Genomic DNA, 15,634 nt, shown 5'->3' with positions numbered 1-15,634 from the left:
CGCCCTGCTTTTGATGAATAAGCGTGCCAGATGCACGCCCAGCCAGGGATAACATTATGCTGTGGTTTAAGAATTTGATGGTTTACCGTTTGAGCCGCGAAGTGGCGTTAAACGCGGATGAAATGGAAAAACAACTCAGCGCTTTTGCTTTCACCCCGTGCGGCAGCCAGGACATGGCGAAAACCGGCTGGGTTTCTCCGATGGGTTCCCACAGCGAGTCACTGACACACGCGGTTAACGGCCAGATCGTTATTTGCGCGCGCAAGGAAGAAAAAATCCTGCCGTCGCCGGTCATCAAACAAGAGTTGCAGGCCAAGATTGAACGCCTGGAAGGTGAACAACACCGTAAGCTGAAGAAAACCGAGAAAGACGCGCTGAAAGACGAAGTGCTGCACAGCCTGTTGCCACGCGCCTTTAGCCGCTTTAATCAGACTTTTATGTGGATCGACACGGTTAATGACCTGATTATGGTTGATGCCGCCAGCGCCAAACGCGCGGAAGACACTCTGGCGCTGCTGCGCAAAAGCCTGGGTTCACTGCCGGTAGTGCCGTTGACCATGGAAAGCCCGATCGAACTGACGCTGACCGAGTGGGTACGCTCTGGTGAGCTACCGGCTGGCTTTATCATTCAGGACGAAGCAGAGTTGAAGGCAATTCTGGAAGACGGCGGCGTGATCCGCTGCAAGAAACAGAACCTGATCAGCGATGAGATTGCGGTACATATCGAAGCCGGCAAGCTGGTGACCAAGCTGGCGGTGGACTGGCAGGAGCGCATTCAACTGGTGCTGGCAGACGACGGGTCGCTGAAGCGTTTGAAGTTCGCCGATACGCTGCGCGAGCAGAACGACGATATCGATCGTGACGACTTTGCCCAGCGTTTTGACGCCGACTTTATCCTGATGACCAGCGAACTGGCTGCGTTAATCAAGAACACCATCGAAGCCCTGGGTGGCGAAGCCCAGCGCTAAGTACACAAAGGCGCAAATCGCTGCGCCTTTGTTCCACATGAGTAGCGTTGCAACACAGATAGCATACCCAAATTAATTGGAGTTGCAGCTAGGCGGCAAGTGCGGGAATCCCCAGGAGCTTACTCAAGTAAGTGACTGGGGTGAGCGCACGCAGCCAACAACGCTGCAGCTTCAAGTAAGAAGGGTATGAGTTACTTACTTAAATAACGGCACAGATAGGCGGTCGCGTCGGCCACCTGCAGGTTGAACTCACTGTGTGCCGGTACGAAGAACTTCTCACCCGGCATAAACACCTGCCAGTCCGGCGAGCCCGGCAGCAACACTTTCAACGCGCCGGTAATCACGGTCATTTCTTCCGGCAGGGCGGTGGTGAAGGTGTACTCTCCCTCTTCCATGACACCGACGCTGGTAAGGCCGATGCTGCTACTATCGAAACCGATAGACTTCACTTTCCCGGCAAAATACTCGTTTACTTTCAGCATAGACTGACACCCGCGTAATCAACTTTATGGGAAATCCATATTGGGGGATTGCGGTTGATCTGTCACTGGTTTTTCTCGCGAAATGCGATCGTGGCGCAGAGTAAAACGCTGCCAAGCGGTTGACCGTCAGCCTGCCGTTCTGGGTGCACGCCCAAAAACACGCAGCACCGCCCCCGACACACCGCCATATAAGATTTTATTAGCTTTTTAATCAGTCGATTAGCTCAGCAGCCAGCTTGGCCACCAGCGCATTGGACAACAGCACCGGTATTTCAAGCCGTGCCTGCAGGAAATCACGGTGCTGCCGGTGATAACCAATGCAGTCGAGCACCACCACCTGCGCGCCCTGCCGCTGTAGCTCGCTTGCGGCCAACTCCAGCACCGCGTCATCCGCCAAATAAGGGCTGGCGACGGCAAAACAGGGCGGCGTCGCCAGTAACTGCCACTTGCTCGCCTGCTGGCTGATTTGCTCCGCCACCGGCACCACAATCCCCACCCGGTGTTGGCTGACAATGGCAGAAATCAGCGGCGGAATAATGCGGTCCGGCTCCAGCAACAGCGCCTGTTGTGCATGCAACTGGCCAAACTCGCCGGTGCACAACAGCAGGATCACCTCACAGCCCTTTGCTTCCAGTGCATTGATTTTCTGCTGCAACCCCAGTTCGACCCGCGAGGCCGCCAATCTCACCTGAGTGCCGTCCAGCAGGCGTGAAACCAACACCTTCTCTCCGGCCTGCGGTGTATAACGCTCGTCAATCTGGCTGGCCTTCAGCCCGTCCAGCAACCCGACATGCCTCACCTGTTCCGCAGGCAGATAGGCAGACAGCAACGGCATAATGTCGTTGCGCGGTGCCTGACCGATAGTCAGCGTGGCAAATGAGGCATTCATCCGGTTATTTCCTTTTTTGCAGATGACTCAGGCTGCCGTACAGCGCCAGCAACTGTGCGTATTCGTCAGCCTGATAAAAATGACAGGTACCGCGGCCAAACTCTTTCGCCACTTCCACCGCAAACTTGACGGTTAGCGCAATATCCACTTCATGGCTGGCACCGGTACCGCAGCCCGGCACCACCGACTCGGTGCAAATCGCCACGCCAACCACCGGCGCAGAGGTCGCGGTAGAGGGCTGCAGAATGCTGTTCAGATGGTGTACCCCGTTGCCGTAAGGCGTAATGTCCTGGGTAGTGATCGGGAAGGTCACCGCCGGGCGGCCGCTGGTCATCTCCATAATCCGCAGCAGATCTTCCGACACCCGCAGGATGTAGCCTTCTTTCACCGTCGGTGACAGTGCGTAGCCTTTGTGATTGATGATGCGGTTGCCCTTGGTAGTGTCGATGGACAAAATCGCATCGGCCTCCGGCACCACTTCATTATCGTTCATCGTCATGTCGTCGATCGGCGAATCCATAAAGTCGACCGGGTCGTGCGGACGGGTTGGCGCATCAGGGCAAATATGGGTGGTGATGATCACATCGCCCGCCAATACATCGCCCTTGCGCTGCATTTCCGCCAGCTTCAGCGCGCTGGCAATAGCGGCGATAGCGCCGTCGCCGTCGGACACCAGGCCAATCCGCGTTGGCCGCGCACCAATACCGCCCAAGCGGCCGATAATACCCAGCGTCGGCGCCTCCCCACCCCGGCTTTTACCATTGCTGCCGGGGATCTCAATGCGCACGAAGTCGGTCGCGCCTTTTGGCCCACTGGCACGCAGCGTGCTGGCGCGGATGCCGGGATAGGACGTGAACAGATCGACAACCTGCTGACCGTTCACATAGGCACTATCAATTAATTCAAAAACCTGCAGCGTTTGTTGCAAACTCATAATCGGCTGACCTCACAATTTAACCGGATGGGTTATTTCCCTTTGCTGGAAAAAATGGAATTGAAAAAGTTATACAGCGCGTCTCCGGCGATAAAACCGGCCGCCATGATCTCCATCGGCGTGCGGCCCTTGTCGCCCCAGCGGCGAATAATCAGAATGCGCAGCGCGATACCGACGATCACCGCCCAACCCGCCAACGCGTTGTTGATCAACAGGCCAGTGGCCAACAGCACGCCGAGCTGACGTTTGGGCCCGCCAATCCACTGCACAATGGCTCCTGGGACAGCCCAGACAAGCAGGCTGTAGGCAATGCCCGGCTGCGCACCTGCCTCGATGGTTTTGGCGTACACCCGCGCCACCGGCGGGATCAGGTCCTGCAGGAAGTAACTGGTATAAGCGAAGTACACCACCGGGATGGCGATGACAAAGGCGATCAGCGCAGCAAACAACTGAATGCGGCGCCCCAGCAGCTCCTGCTGTAAATCTTTGCCGTAGCCGCGCAGAATGAATCCGGCTTTCAGATCAAAGCCCATATCGGCAAATGCCGGGCCGGTGGCGGCGGTAAACCCGGTCAGCACGCACAGCGCCAGCGGCGGGAAGCCAATCAGGATGCCGATAATCAGGGTAATCAGCGCCACCGCAAAGGCCGGGAACCAGCCGGAATGCATCGCGGCGATGCCGACAATCAGTTCATGCACAAAGGCGGCAAACGCGGCGTAAATCACAAACAGCACCAGCATGCCCAGCGACATCTCGCTGTACAGTCCAGCGGCCAACGCCAACAGCGCGGCAATAACGATATATCCCACCGCGCCCAACCCGAGCGCTTTGCGCACTTCACTGTCGGCCTGGCTATAACCACTGGTATCCGCACGCTTGCTGCGGATCACCTGAACCACCTGGATCAACGCCACCAGTCCGGCACCAACCATCACTCCGTGAGGAATGAAATTCGCATTGATATCAAAACCTGCCATGGGTTCCGCGTAGGCTCGCAGCAACAGGCCGACACCAAACATGCCCAATGCCCAGATATTGCCGATAAACGCGGTGCCGAAAGCCGCCATCGGGATTTTAAGCATCGAACCGGCGATGCCGACTACCACGCCCACCACCAGCAGCCAGGCTTGCTTGCCACCCCGGTCACCGGCCTTAATGGCTTCCGCCGCCGCGACACCCGGTGGCCAGGCATTGGCCGCAGGAAATATTTTGGTGTCGAACATGCGGTACAGCAGGTAGGCGTCGAGCAACATCGCGGCCGCCACCCCGCAAAACATCGGCAGGATTAGCTGCGGTTGCCCCATCACATAAGGCACGGCAATTGGCATCAGCAGCGAGTTGGCCGCGCCGAAGGTGGCGGAAGAGATCACCGTTTGCGCCAGGTTTTGCGTATGCACCGAACGGTAACGCTGGAACATTTGCAGTGGAATGCGCGCCAACAGCATGGCGATCAACGCGCCAATAATCGACGTGTTGGGCGTCACGCCCAGCGTGGTGATCAACTGTACGCCGATAATTGCGCCGACGATGGACAGCAGCACCATCACCAGCAGAGTACCGATATCTTTCAAAGGATTTATGCTGCTTTTTGGTTTCATAGTTTTCATTTCCCTGAATATTCCCTGGCGTCTGGCAACGTTAATTTCGGCATGAGGTGGCACTCACAGTTCCGAATATTGGAACTGTGAGTGCCATTAAGTATTTATTGCCCATAAATCCAAGATAGATAATTAAGAAATTCCCTGGTGTTGGTTTTCGTTAATTATCAGATACTGACAGAGTGTTCCGGTGCGTTATTTGATCTGTTGCCAATAATCATCACCGAGTTTTTCCGCCAATTGCCGGGATACTGTCATTAATGCTTCCAGCACAGCGGGTGAAAATGGCTGTTCTTCCGCCTGCGTAGGAAAAGACAAGCACAGACCGACCGTCTCATTGCGGTGTTTGTTGGTCACCGCTGTCGCCAGCGAACTGATGCCCTGCAACGTCTCATTACGTGCCAGAGACCAGCCCTGCTGCCGGACCTGTGCCAGCTTACTCAACAATGCTTCCAGCGTTTGCGGAGCATTGGGTGAAGCCGCACGGTAGCCTGCGGCAAAACGCGCTATCACCTGCTCATCACTGTCACGCGCCAATATCGCCCGGCCTACCGAGGTTTCCGCCACCGGTGAGCGGCTGCCCGCCGGCGTCACCACCTGGAGAAAATGGCGACCGGGGAACATGCGCATCACCATAATTTCCTGCGCTTCCAGCACTGAAACATAACCCGTACAGTTAGTCTGTTGGCTGAGCTGCACCATACTGGCCGCCACGCTGTCGACCAACGGCGTCGACAGATAGTGGCTGGAAACCGATAGCAGCAAACGACCGATTTTATACAGCTTGCTGTCAGGATCGCGCTCCAGCATGCCCTGGGTTTCCATGGTCTGTAACAGGCGAGAGGCCGTGCTTTTTGGCAGCGCCAATTGACTCACCACATCACTGAATGAAATACCGGCCTGGCCGTGCATCATTCGCTGTTGTGAAAATAACTTTAATACCGCAGCGGCATTTTCCAGAGTTGTCATCGCACGCCTTGTTCCACTATATGGAACTCAGTTCCTGTTTGATAATTAGAAACTAAAACTCGTACAACTTATCGTCAAGCAGTTTATTTTTTATTCTGCCCATTAATCGCAGCGGATGATGCTTCACTAAATTAAATGCAACGGCTAACGCTGATAAAACAGGCCGATTACCACGCAGTTATTCGACCATGGCGGTATAAACCAGCATGTCATGCTAATTTATCGTTATCGAGTGAGGTAATTAAAGCAGTAAACGGAATGAATAAAGAAACCGGCCTGATGCCGGTTTCAGAGGGATATTATTTAATCTTCCAGCGCCGGATCTTCATAACGATGCTTGGCATCGAGCGCTTCCTGCTCGGTAGGATGCTCACTGAGTAGCGTATTGGGCTCAATGTCATCGGTGCGCACCTCAAAACGGTGCATATGCAAGCTTGGATCGCCCCGGTCAACGGCGACCACTCGGGCAGTTCTCGGATAGCCAGGTCGGTTATTTTCGCGCATGCTGATCTCCCGTGTGATTCCACAAGTTTAAGTATAGCAGCGGTATCTATACCGACACGCGTGACCCCAAATCGCGATCGCCGTGTTCGCCTTCCAGCAGCTGCGTCAGCTCATCGCAGGCGCAGATCTTGCCGTCACGCACGGTGAAATGTGCCAATACCTTAACCAGGCTGCGGCTTCCGTCACGCTTTTCCACCCGAACCTGGTGGTGGGTCAGTACCGAATCCCCCTGCCCGGCTACGGCGACTATCTCCAGCGTCATGCTGCGGGTGAGTTGTTTCAGTAACGCCATATGCTGCATGAAGTGGGCGTAATCCAGCGTGTTGCCGTCCACCTGCTGGAGGTAATCTTCACTGAAAAACTCAGCAATCAGCAGCGGCTGGTGTTGTGGTGCCGCGACGACCCGTTGCAGGGCCTCGAGCACCAGGGCGGTTGGGGTTTGCAGGCTCATTTTTATCTCCAAAATTAAACGTTGAGGAGATCATAGATCAGGCAGAGGATGGCATAATAACCGCAACTGGACATTCAATACGGTAAATCGGCCAATCAAGATGATCCTGCAAAGCGAACGACTGTGGCATGAAAAAAAGCACTTAACGCCCTGGCATCAACATACCCGCGGACAGCTCTATTTATTAACCCACGGCATGATTGCGCTGGAAACTCAGGAGCAACAATGGGCAATGACCGCCGGCAGTATCGGCTGGCTGCCAGCGAACTGCGCGCACCAGGCATTGGCCTGTGGCAACGTCGCCGGCTGGAGCCTGTATCTGCCTGGATCCCTATGTGCAGATCTGCCGAAACAACCTCATTTGAGCACGGCTTCCGGGTTGATTTTGGCGTTGGTGGAACGCCTTGCACAATTCGCAGGCCAAAGGCTGAACGCGCCGCAACGGCGACTACTACAGGTATTGCTCGATGAGATGTGCGCGCAGGAAAATACTCCGTTGCAACTGCCTCTGCCGCAGGACGCACGACTGCTGAAAATCGCCCGTGCGCTACTCAATGAGCCGGCCAGCGAACGCAGCCAGAGTGAATGGGCCGCCTGGGCCGGGCTGAGCGTCCGCACCCTGAGCCGGCATTTCATCAGCGAAACCGGCGTGACTTTCGCCCGCTGGCGCCAGCAGGCTCGGGTGCTCCGTTCGCTGGAGCCATTGTCACGCGGTGAAGCCGTCAATCAGATTGCCGGTGACTGCGGTTATGACAATGTCAGCGCCTACATTGCCGCTTTCCGTCAGCGTTTTGGTACCACACCGGGATTGTATTTTGTTCAGCGCGAGACTCATGTTCGGGAGAAAAACGAGGCAGCCGTCAGGCGCAATTGACGGTGCCCCAAGAGAGAGCTTATTTTACCGTTTCCAACTGCAGGGCGGAGAGGATCTGCTCAACCACCTGTTGCGGGCCACCGGTGCCGTCCATCACGTAGTGAGCGGCCTCCTGATACAGCGCTTCACGCGCGGCCAGCACCTCCAGCATTTCTTCGGCAATCGGACGGCCGGTCAGCGTAGGGCGCTGTGTATCTTGCGGGTACTCTTCTAGCCGCTGTGCCAATACTTCGGCGGGTGAACGCAGGTAGATGACCTTGCCGTTCTGACGCATAAAGCGGCGGTTCTCCTCCGCCAGGATCGCACCACCACCAGTGGCAACTACAGTTGACGGTTGAGTGACCGTTTGCAGAGCAATGCTTTCACGGCGACGAAATCCCAGCCAGCCTTCTTGTTCGACCATTTCCGCCACGCTCATCTGCGTGGTCTGCTGCATAAACAGATCGGTATCGACGAATTGATAGCCCAGCGCCAGCGCCAGTGCGCTACCCACCGTGGTTTTACCGGCTCCGCGCGCGCCTACCATGAAAATGGTTTGTGTCATTACGGGTTGTCCCTTATACGGTGACTTGAGTGCATTTGCTCGCCAGAACCCGGCGTGCTAAATCCTGCGATGGCGTGGTTGCTGCATCATACCGCCATCACTCTGTATTTCAATATTTACGATAGTGTAAATTCCATAGCACAGCGACTGCCGACGGCGAAGCCATCCGCCACCTCTTGCGCCAACCGAGAGCTCAATGAAGCGCTGAGCCGCTCAGGGGCTATCGGCCGGAACCCCAGCCGTTGGTAATAGGGTGCATTCCAGGGCACATCGATAAAGGTGGTCAGCGTCAGGCGCTGCGCGCCCTGCAACCTGGCCTGTGCTGCGACCTCGGCAATCAACCGGCGTCCAATGCCCTGACGTTGCCAGTTGGCGGCAACCGACAGTTCGGCGATATGCCAATCCTGCTGTTGCGCCATCACCGCGATAAACCCGACCGCCTCACCCGCGGTGCTTTCCGCCAGCCATTCCTGCCGCCGCTGAATAAAATCAGTATGCTGCTGCGCATCCATCACCGGGCCTTCGGCAATAAAAGCCCAGGCCGGTTGTTGATGAAATAACTGCGCAGCCGAGCGTTCGACGGCGATCAGTTGAGCAATGTCCTGTAGTTGCGCCAAACGAATTTTCAGGCTCATCGGATCCTCCTTAACAACAGGCCGGCTATTTAACCAGATTTATCCGACGGCAGATACCCGCCGCCGGACTGGCTTCCCGGCCCGCCAAATTAGAAGTCGACGCTGGCACGCAGCACCACTTCACGTGGTTCCCCCACCGCCACACGCAAATTGCCGCCGCTGGAAGGATAATAGGTTTTGTCGAACAGGTTCTTCACGTTCAACTGCCATTTCACCCGGTAACCATTGACCGGCATGATGTAAGCGGCGAAGGCATCGGCGACGGTGTAGTTATCAAGATTAAAACTGTTGGCAGCATCGCCAGGGCGGCGGCCCACATAACGCGCACCGGCTCCCATGCGCAGGTTGTCTCCGCTGTATAGCCCTGGGGAACCCAAATCCTGCGTCAGGAACAGTGAAGCCGTGTGGCGCGCCACGTTGGTCATTTCCTTGCCCTTGTTGTCCGGGTCGTCCACCACCCGCGCATCGGTATAGGCATAAGAACCGATCAGGCTCAGCGAATCGGTAATATTGCCTGCGACATCCAGCTCCACCCCCTGCGAGCGCACGCGCCCGGCGGTGCGGGTCACGGTTTCGCCATTCACCAGTTCGCTGACCATCACGTTGCGTTTGGTGATATCGAACAAGGCCAGGGTCCCGGTGACACCGTTCGGCAACTCAACCTTGCTGCCCACTTCCCAGGCCTTGCCCTGTTCCGGCGGTAGCGAACCAATCTGGCTGGCGATGGAAGAGTTTGGTTTGAAAGACTCGGTATAGCTGCTGTACAGCGACACATACGGCGTCAGCTTGTAGACCACCCCGGCGCGGGGCACCAGTTTGCCATCGGAGCTGTCGGTATTGGTGACAAACGGCCGCCCTTTGCCGGCAAACACGTCAAAGGCGTCGTAACGCAGTCCGCCCATCACCAGCCATTTATCGGTCAGCTGCACGGAGTCCTGCATAAACCAGCCGTAGCTGGTGAGGTTTTCACGCTGATCGCTGTCTTTGGCGCTGACGGCGTTCGAGGTAGGCATCTGGCCGTAAACAGGGTTGTAGATATTGAAATCACTGTTCTTCTTGCCGCGGATCATATCGCCGCGATAGGTGCGATTATCTTCAAAATCAAAGCCGAACAGCATTTGGTGGTTGATGCTGCCCCAGTCGACGTCACCGTTGAGCGTCAACTGCACCGCGTTGGCATGGCTGACCGCATGGGCGGTGGAGTCGGCCTGGCGCGACAGCACGCCGGTTTCAGGATCCAGAGCCAACGCACGTGCCTGGTTGTCGCTGTAGCTGTTGCGACTGTAGGCGTAGGTCAGTGAGCTTTTCCAGCTCTCGTTCAACACCTGATCAACCTGCAGGGTAACGCTGTCCTGATCGCCACGCGTGGCGTTATAGCTTTCGTCGAAGCGACGATCGCGCGGCGTATTCACCGGTTTGCCGGTACGCGAATCGATGATGGTACCGCGATCGAACGGCACCAAATACTCCATATGCTCGTAGGCAACGCGCACCGTGGTGCTCTCGCCGAACCACATCAGCGACGGTGCGATCACCGTCTGACGGTTGCGGCCGAAGTTACGCCAGTAGTCGGTCTCGTCGTGATCGACAATCATCCGATAAGCGAATCCTGAAGTCCCCAGCGGCCCGGTCACGTCCAACTGGCCGCCACCGCCCTTGAAGCTGCTGCCCCAGCCTTCCACATGGGTATGCTGCTGCAACTGCGGCTTTTTGGTGATCATATTGATCATCCCGCCCGGTTCACTCATGCCGTACAACATCGAGGCCGGGCCTTTCAGCACCTCAACCCGTTCGGTGGTTGGGGTAAAGTTACGTGCCTGCACCGAGCGCACGCCGTCGCGCAGAATTGAGCCGTCGCGGTTATCACCAAAACCACGCTTCATTACCGCGTCCTGAGTTCCCCCCAACGTATTCGCCCGAGTGATGCCGCTGACGTTATACAGCGCCTCATCCAGGCTGCTGACCGCCTGATCGGTAATCACCTGCTGCGGCACCACGTCAATAGCCTGCGGCACGTCCAGCAGGCTGGTTTCCATGCGGGTGCCGGTCACGCTGGTCAGCGGCTGATAGCTTTGTACGCCATCGGCCTGTGCCTGGCCAACCACCACCAGGGTTTCACCCTTCTCTGCTGTTTTGTCGGCACCGATCGCCGGTACAGAGGCGCAGGCCGCCAGAGGCAGTGCACACCACCAGCCACGTTGGGTGTTATTCATTATTTAACTGACTCCAATAGGTCCCTGAAAAAGGTAACGGCAAAAATTGTTGATATAACTGCTTAAAGGTCTGCTGCGGGTTGATGTCTGCAAACAGATCCGGATAGAAGGTTTTGGCGAACATCTCAACCGCGACAACGTGATAAGGGCTGAGATAAAAGTTGTGCCAAATGCTCCAGGCCTGGTGATTTTTTATGGCTTTCAGGTTGGCGAGCATCGGTTGTTTTTGCATCACCCGGCTAAAGCTCTCATCGGCTTCCTGCTGGGTGACCAGCGGCCCAAGGCGCAGATCGGAAAAATGCTTGCCCTGCGGCCCGGCCATTCCGGTGGCGATGTAGATGTCAGGATTGGCAGTCAGAATGGTTTCCGGGTTCAGCTCACCGTAGACGCCTTTGATGCTGGCGTTGGCAATATTGTCGCCGCCGGCAAAGGTCAGCAAGTCACCGAGGTTGCCATGGGCCGCCGTGGTGCAGCAGGTTTCGCGCCGCCCGAGGTGCAGGTGCAACATCACCTTGGGTTTCGGCCCCTGATAACCGGCCAGCCGCTGCTGGATCACCGCCATATGCTGTTGATAGAAGTTGATGAACTGCTCTGCGCGCGGCTGACGGTTAAGCACTTCGCCCAACAGGCGGACGCTAGGCACGGTGTTGTTCAGCAGATCGACCCGTAAATCGACGTAGATCACCGCAATGCCGGCCTTGCTCAACGCACTCAGCAATAAATCACTGTCACCCTCTTCCCGCGCATAGCGCGCGAGGATCACTAAGTCCGGCTTCAAGCGGATCAGGTTTTCAATATTTACCTGGCGGAAATTGCCCTTGCTGATAGAGGGGATCGCTTTGATCTGCGGAAATTTCTGCGTGTAGAGTTGCCAGCTTTGCGCATCGAAACGCGCCATATCTTCCGGCCAGCCAACGATACGTTGGGCGGGGTTTCCCGGTTCGAGCAGCGCCAGGGTATACAACATGCGGCTCTCGCCCAGCACAATACGCTGCGGATTGTCCGGCACCTCAACCTGACGCCCCGTAATGTCAGTGACCATTTTTGCCTGAACGCCAAAAAAGCCGAACAGCAGGGAAAGCAGCAGAAAAATGAGGGAATTGCGCATCAGTGAGCCGGATTAGCCAAAATATTCGCGCATGATAATCACTCTCATTAGCACTTTCAATCACAACAGGCAAAGAGCGAGTCAAATCCGCTGAATTACGCAGTTTCGTCACTGATGCGTGCAAAACCGCTATAAATACGGTTTTATTAAGTTAAAAAAGCGGTCGATAGTCCGCTAGCGGGTGAGCCAGATTGGCTGATAATTAAAAGGAGGGGCAGAGATGACTCAACAGATTATTCCACTGACCGAGTGCCCAGAGTTTAGCGACGTTTGTGCCGCATGGGCCTTTGGCCAATGGGGTTCGCAGCGCGGCGGTTCTCTGGAACGCACGCGTCAACGCTTTGCCCAATGCGCGCAACCGAGTGAAGACTACACCACCTTGTTGATGCTTGAAGACGGACGCCCGCTGGGCATGGCCAGCCTGTGGCCGAGTGACGATCATCACCGAATGGACCTTTCCCCCTGGCTGGCTGGGGTGTTTGTTCATCCTGACCATCGCCGTCAGGGCATTGCACAGCGTCTGGAGGCCGCCATCGTCCAACTGGCACGCCAACGCAACCATCCCGTATTGCACCTGATCACCGATAAATCAGAACCGCTATATACGGGTTGGGGCTGGCAAACTATCGAGCGTCGGCAGCAATATGATGGCCAGGTGGTGGTGATGGAGAAAAGGCTTTAGCTAACGCGGAGTACAGACGTACACCAGCGCCGGCGGGAAGTTACGCACTACCCGCAGTCGCTTCCAGTGGAAGTAGCGGGACAGTAATTTTTCCGACAGGTGACTGTACTGGAACAGTACCAGCGTGCCATTGCGTGCACGCAGGCATTGCTGTGCCTGCTGTAAAATACGAATACTGATTTTAAGCGGAATTGACAGCAGCGGCAGGCAGGAGAACACCACGTCATAATCGCGAGCCATCTGTTCCGCCGACCGGTCCATTACCTGCAGGCGGCGATCGTCGATTTTCCGCAATTGATGGACAAAGTTTGATTGAATTTCAAAAGCTTCCAGCGAAGCATCGGCGCGCATGCGTCCCAATATGCGCTTGGTCAGCACGCCGTCCGCCGCACCCAGCTCCGCGATCGACAATGCGCCTGTCCATTCAATCTGATTGAGCATCGCCTGGCACAGCCAGGGGGAAGAAGGCGCCAGGGTGCCAATGGTGCGTGGCGAAGCCATAAACTGCTGGAGATAGGAAAAGTGGTTCTTCAGTTGCAGCCGTGTCGCATTTAACATTGGGGCCTCCTTAGGTTGAGTAGCCACCAATCTGAACTCAATTCCTTAAGTATTCATTAACATGTGTCCTAAAACCACCGACACAGTTGTAATAAAATGCAACTGACAACCGAAAAAAACGGCTGTGGATAATGATCATCGGGTTAGCCAATAATGGCCTTTCCGGTCAGATTATTATCCACAACCGTTTATTTTATCGGCCACTTATTTAAGTGACCGATTTTAATTTACTGCCTGATAATTACCGATAGATTTCCGCATTACCACGCCAGTTGCTGGAGTCCCCCGGGGTGTCCAGCCCAATAATACGCAGATGGCTGGCGCCATCCGCCTGAGCTTTTTCTTTCAGCGCGTGAACCGCATCAGCCGGTGAACCACTGACACCGGAAACCGATACTACGCCAAGGCTCTGCAGGCCACTGGCTTGTTCAGTGTTGACCTGTTTTACCGATGACAGCGGCGCTGCAAAGGAAGAAAACGAAGCGGCTGCCAACAGAACTGCTGCGATGCCAGGTAATAGTTTCATGATTAACTCCAGGTGTTTTTGTTTATTTCGTCGTATCAGTGGAGTTAATTATCCGCCAGGCAGTGAAAATGGACGTAATCCAATGTAAAGAACATCAATCATTGTGACGAAAATAAGGAGAAGGTGAGTGCAGATATGTCTTACAGGGAATAATAGCGGTCTACACAGCGACTCTACTCCCGGCAGATGACAATTAAAAGTCCGTTTGGTCAATCAAAAGATAAAAACCTCACTTTTAAGATTTCTCTCCCACCCGCAGGTGGCTGAACTACGCTATTGCTGAAGGTTACCATTTTGGAAGGACTCTCTATGTCACAAACCTTACTACGTGTACGCGATGGCCATGGCGCCTCGGTTTCGTTCTCGGAACTGTTGTTCGATCTGATCTACGTTTTTGCCGTTACCCAACTTTCCCACTATCTGCTGCATCATCTGACGTTAACCGGTGCGCTGGAAACCCTGTTGTTATGGTTCGCCGTCTGGTTGGCGTGGCAATACACGGCCTGGGTCACTAACTGGTTTAACCCGGATACTCGCCCGATTCGCATCCTGCTGTTCGCCATCATGCTGTTGGGGTTGTTCGCCTCATCCGCGCTGCCGCAGGCATTTGGTGAACGAGGACTGACGTTCGCACTATTTTACGTGGCAATCCAGGTTGGCCGTTCACTGGTAGTCCTGAATCTGTTACCGGCCCACCATCCGCTAAAACAAAACTTCCAGCGCATTCTCGGCTGGATGTGCATTTCGGCGATTTTCTGGATCCTCGGTGGCCTGGCGGAGGGCAACCATCGACTGCTGCTGTGGGCCGTGGCGGTCCTGTGTGAATACGTTTCGCCGATGTTCGGTTTCCGCTTACCGGTGCTTGGCCGTTCCGACAGCAGCAGCGAATGGACGATTGAAGGCCATCACCTGGCAGAGCGCTGCCAACTGTTTGTCATTGTGGCACTGGGGGAAACCATTCTGATCACCGGTTCCACCCTCAGCGAAATGGAGTCCTGGACAGCGCCGGTGCTGATTGCGTCACTGGTGGCCTTTCTCGGCAGTCTGGCGATGTGGTGGGTTTATTTCGATACCAGCAGCAAAGCCGGCAGCCATGCCATCAGTCAGGCAGAAAACCCTGGCCAGTTGGGTGCCTATTTCCATTATGTCCATGTGGTACTGGTGGGCGCGATCATCGTCTGCGCCGTCGCCAATGAACTGGTGATCGCCCACCCTGACGGCCACATCAATAACGTGACGGCAGCGGTGCTACTGCTGGGCCCGGCAATTTATCTGCTCGCCAATGCGCTGTACAAGAGACTGGTGTATCGCCGTTTCCCGCTGTCGCACTTACTGGGGCTGATCGCGCTGGCGGTGCTGGCACCGATTGCCTATCTCACCGATTTATTGATGGTGAACGGCCTGACCACGCTGATTATGGTGGCCGTGGCGGTATGGGAAAGCATCTCGCGTGGCAAAGCGTCACAGGCTAACCGCGACGCTGGCATATAAGGAAAGAAGCAGGGGGCCATGCCCCTGTGAGTTTGATGGCAAAGTTGTCTTTGAATCCGAGATACCCGGGCCTAACGCACCGAGGGGCCATTATGGGACACGTCCATGTGTCCCACCCTTCGGGCCGACTGGAAGTCGTTCCAATTTGCTCCCGGCAAATTGGTCGGCAGCTAAAGCCGCTACGACCCCTTCGGCACGCTCTCCCTAA

17 protein-coding genes are annotated in these 15,634 nt (G+C 55.7%); 4 read left to right on the top strand and 13 right to left on the bottom strand.

All coding sequences use genetic code 11. The annotated features are described in order from the left end of the window. Positions 1-56 precede the first annotated feature (56 nt). Positions 57-968 (top strand): recombination-associated protein RdgC, encoded by a 912-nt coding sequence (rdgC, locus tag ACNT1W_RS07120; protein ID WP_012005468.1) that lies wholly within the window; start codon positions 57-59, stop codon positions 966-968. Between the two features lie 191 nt (positions 969-1,159). Here the strand turns inward: rdgC and ppnP are convergent, their stop codons facing one another. From ppnP to ACNT1W_RS07085, 7 genes are all read right to left on the bottom strand, one after another. Further along, positions 1,160-1,450: a pyrimidine/purine nucleoside phosphorylase gene (ppnP, locus tag ACNT1W_RS07115; RefSeq protein WP_012005467.1), complete on the bottom strand. Its 291-nt coding sequence runs from the start codon at positions 1,448-1,450 to the stop codon at positions 1,160-1,162. Between the two features lie 211 nt (positions 1,451-1,661). Continuing rightward, positions 1,662-2,339, bottom strand: a complete 678-nt coding sequence (locus ACNT1W_RS07110) for an AroM family protein (protein ID WP_419246572.1) — start codon at positions 2,337-2,339, stop codon at positions 1,662-1,664. 4 nt (positions 2,340-2,343) lie between these two features. Then, positions 2,344-3,273, bottom strand: coding sequence for a DUF1177 domain-containing protein (locus tag ACNT1W_RS07105; protein ID WP_419246571.1), 930 nt, complete (start codon positions 3,271-3,273; stop codon positions 2,344-2,346). 32 nt (positions 3,274-3,305) lie between these two features. Continuing rightward, positions 3,306-4,871 carry an OPT/YSL family transporter gene (locus ACNT1W_RS07100; RefSeq protein ID WP_172491131.1) on the bottom strand — a complete coding sequence of 522 codons (1,566 nt, stop codon included), beginning with the start codon at positions 4,869-4,871 and terminating at the stop codon, positions 3,306-3,308. A 195-nt stretch (positions 4,872-5,066) separates the two neighbouring features. After that, positions 5,067-5,840, bottom strand: a complete 774-nt coding sequence (locus ACNT1W_RS07095) for an IclR family transcriptional regulator (RefSeq protein ID WP_115183169.1) — start codon at positions 5,838-5,840, stop codon at positions 5,067-5,069. Positions 5,841-6,143: 303 nt separating this feature from the next. After that, positions 6,144-6,344, bottom strand: a complete 201-nt coding sequence (locus ACNT1W_RS07090; RefSeq protein WP_026142228.1) for a YaiA family protein — start codon at positions 6,342-6,344, stop codon at positions 6,144-6,146. A gap of 46 nt (positions 6,345-6,390) precedes the next feature. Beyond that, a complete protein-coding gene (locus ACNT1W_RS07085) occupies positions 6,391-6,795 on the bottom strand; it encodes a nuclear transport factor 2 family protein (protein WP_012005461.1) in 405 nt (134 codons plus the stop codon). Positions 6,796-6,895: 100 nt separating this feature from the next. On the opposite strand from ACNT1W_RS07085, the gene ACNT1W_RS07080 reads away from it, so the two are divergent. Further along, the gene (locus ACNT1W_RS07080) at positions 6,896-7,669 is read left to right on the top strand and encodes a helix-turn-helix domain-containing protein (RefSeq protein WP_419246570.1); all 774 of its coding nucleotides are present in this window, start codon (positions 6,896-6,898) and stop codon (positions 7,667-7,669) included. A 19-nt stretch (positions 7,670-7,688) separates the two neighbouring features. Here ACNT1W_RS07080 and aroL read toward each other — a convergent pair whose 3' ends face one another. From aroL to ACNT1W_RS07060, 4 genes are all read right to left on the bottom strand, one after another. Then, a complete protein-coding gene (gene aroL / locus ACNT1W_RS07075) occupies positions 7,689-8,213 on the bottom strand; it encodes a shikimate kinase AroL (RefSeq protein ID WP_218217479.1) in 525 nt (174 codons plus the stop codon). A gap of 116 nt (positions 8,214-8,329) precedes the next feature. After that, on the bottom strand, positions 8,330-8,848 hold the full coding sequence (locus ACNT1W_RS07070; RefSeq protein WP_419246569.1) for a GNAT family N-acetyltransferase: 519 nt from the start codon (positions 8,846-8,848) through the stop codon (positions 8,330-8,332). A gap of 89 nt (positions 8,849-8,937) precedes the next feature. Further along, positions 8,938-11,061, bottom strand: coding sequence for a TonB-dependent siderophore receptor (locus ACNT1W_RS07065; RefSeq protein WP_419246568.1), 2,124 nt, complete (start codon positions 11,059-11,061; stop codon positions 8,938-8,940). Continuing rightward, entirely contained in the window at positions 11,054-12,169 is a 1,116-nt protein-coding gene (locus ACNT1W_RS07060) for an ABC transporter substrate-binding protein (protein ID WP_115183173.1), read from the bottom strand. The genes ACNT1W_RS07065 and ACNT1W_RS07060 overlap by 8 nt, the downstream gene beginning before the upstream one ends. A gap of 220 nt (positions 12,170-12,389) precedes the next feature. On the opposite strand from ACNT1W_RS07060, the gene ACNT1W_RS07055 reads away from it, so the two are divergent. Continuing rightward, entirely contained in the window at positions 12,390-12,851 is a 462-nt protein-coding gene (locus tag ACNT1W_RS07055; RefSeq protein ID WP_012005455.1) for a GNAT family N-acetyltransferase, read from the top strand. Here the strand turns inward: ACNT1W_RS07055 and ACNT1W_RS07050 are convergent, their stop codons facing one another. Together ACNT1W_RS07050 and ACNT1W_RS07045 are read right to left on the bottom strand one after the other, a co-directional pair. After that, a complete protein-coding gene (locus ACNT1W_RS07050) occupies positions 12,852-13,409 on the bottom strand; it encodes a class I SAM-dependent methyltransferase (RefSeq protein WP_012005454.1) in 558 nt (185 codons plus the stop codon). A 241-nt stretch (positions 13,410-13,650) separates the two neighbouring features. Further along, positions 13,651-13,935, bottom strand: a complete 285-nt coding sequence (locus tag ACNT1W_RS07045) for a DUF1471 domain-containing protein (protein ID WP_012005453.1) — start codon at positions 13,933-13,935, stop codon at positions 13,651-13,653. A 309-nt stretch (positions 13,936-14,244) separates the two neighbouring features. Between ACNT1W_RS07045 and ACNT1W_RS07040 the strand changes: the two genes are divergently transcribed. Next, positions 14,245-15,426, top strand: coding sequence for a low temperature requirement protein A (locus ACNT1W_RS07040; protein WP_419246567.1), 1,182 nt, complete (start codon positions 14,245-14,247; stop codon positions 15,424-15,426). Positions 15,427-15,634: the final 208 nt, after the last annotated feature.

The organism is Serratia sp. NFX21, from assembly GCF_048517035.1.
Taxonomy (GTDB): Bacteria; Pseudomonadota; Gammaproteobacteria; order Enterobacterales; family Enterobacteriaceae; genus Serratia; species Serratia quinivorans.
Note: the sequence above shows the minus strand (reverse complement) of the source record. Positions and strands in the feature narration are given on the sequence as shown.

Bases quoted from the DNA above. Each gene is read 5' to 3' on its own strand.
- rdgC (WP_012005468.1), top strand. From the start codon at position 57: ATGCTGTGGTTTAAGAATTTGATGGTTTACCGTTTGAGCCGCGAAGTG.
- ppnP (WP_012005467.1), bottom strand. From the start codon at position 1,450: ATGCTGAAAGTAAACGAGTATTTTGCCGGGAAAGTGAAGTCTATCGGT.
- ACNT1W_RS07110 (WP_419246572.1), bottom strand. From the start codon at position 2,339: ATGAATGCCTCATTTGCCACGCTGACTATCGGTCAGGCACCGCGCAAC.
- ACNT1W_RS07105 (WP_419246571.1), bottom strand. From the start codon at position 3,273: ATGAGTTTGCAACAAACGCTGCAGGTTTTTGAATTAATTGATAGTGCC.
- ACNT1W_RS07100 (WP_172491131.1), bottom strand. From the start codon at position 4,871: ATGAAACCAAAAAGCAGCATAAATCCTTTGAAAGATATCGGTACTCTG.
- ACNT1W_RS07095 (WP_115183169.1), bottom strand. From the start codon at position 5,840: ATGACAACTCTGGAAAATGCCGCTGCGGTATTAAAGTTATTTTCACAA.
- ACNT1W_RS07090 (WP_026142228.1), bottom strand. From the start codon at position 6,344: ATGCGCGAAAATAACCGACCTGGCTATCCGAGAACTGCCCGAGTGGTC.
- ACNT1W_RS07085 (WP_012005461.1), bottom strand. From the start codon at position 6,795: ATGAGCCTGCAAACCCCAACCGCCCTGGTGCTCGAGGCCCTGCAACGG.
- ACNT1W_RS07080 (WP_419246570.1), top strand. From the start codon at position 6,896: ATGATCCTGCAAAGCGAACGACTGTGGCATGAAAAAAAGCACTTAACG.
- aroL (WP_218217479.1), bottom strand. From the start codon at position 8,213: ATGACACAAACCATTTTCATGGTAGGCGCGCGCGGAGCCGGTAAAACC.
- ACNT1W_RS07070 (WP_419246569.1), bottom strand. From the start codon at position 8,848: ATGAGCCTGAAAATTCGTTTGGCGCAACTACAGGACATTGCTCAACTG.
- ACNT1W_RS07065 (WP_419246568.1), bottom strand. From the start codon at position 11,061: ATGAATAACACCCAACGTGGCTGGTGGTGTGCACTGCCTCTGGCGGCC.
- ACNT1W_RS07060 (WP_115183173.1), bottom strand. From the start codon at position 12,169: ATGCGCAATTCCCTCATTTTTCTGCTGCTTTCCCTGCTGTTCGGCTTT.
- ACNT1W_RS07055 (WP_012005455.1), top strand. From the start codon at position 12,390: ATGACTCAACAGATTATTCCACTGACCGAGTGCCCAGAGTTTAGCGAC.
- ACNT1W_RS07050 (WP_012005454.1), bottom strand. From the start codon at position 13,409: ATGTTAAATGCGACACGGCTGCAACTGAAGAACCACTTTTCCTATCTC.
- ACNT1W_RS07045 (WP_012005453.1), bottom strand. From the start codon at position 13,935: ATGAAACTATTACCTGGCATCGCAGCAGTTCTGTTGGCAGCCGCTTCG.
- ACNT1W_RS07040 (WP_419246567.1), top strand. From the start codon at position 14,245: ATGTCACAAACCTTACTACGTGTACGCGATGGCCATGGCGCCTCGGTT.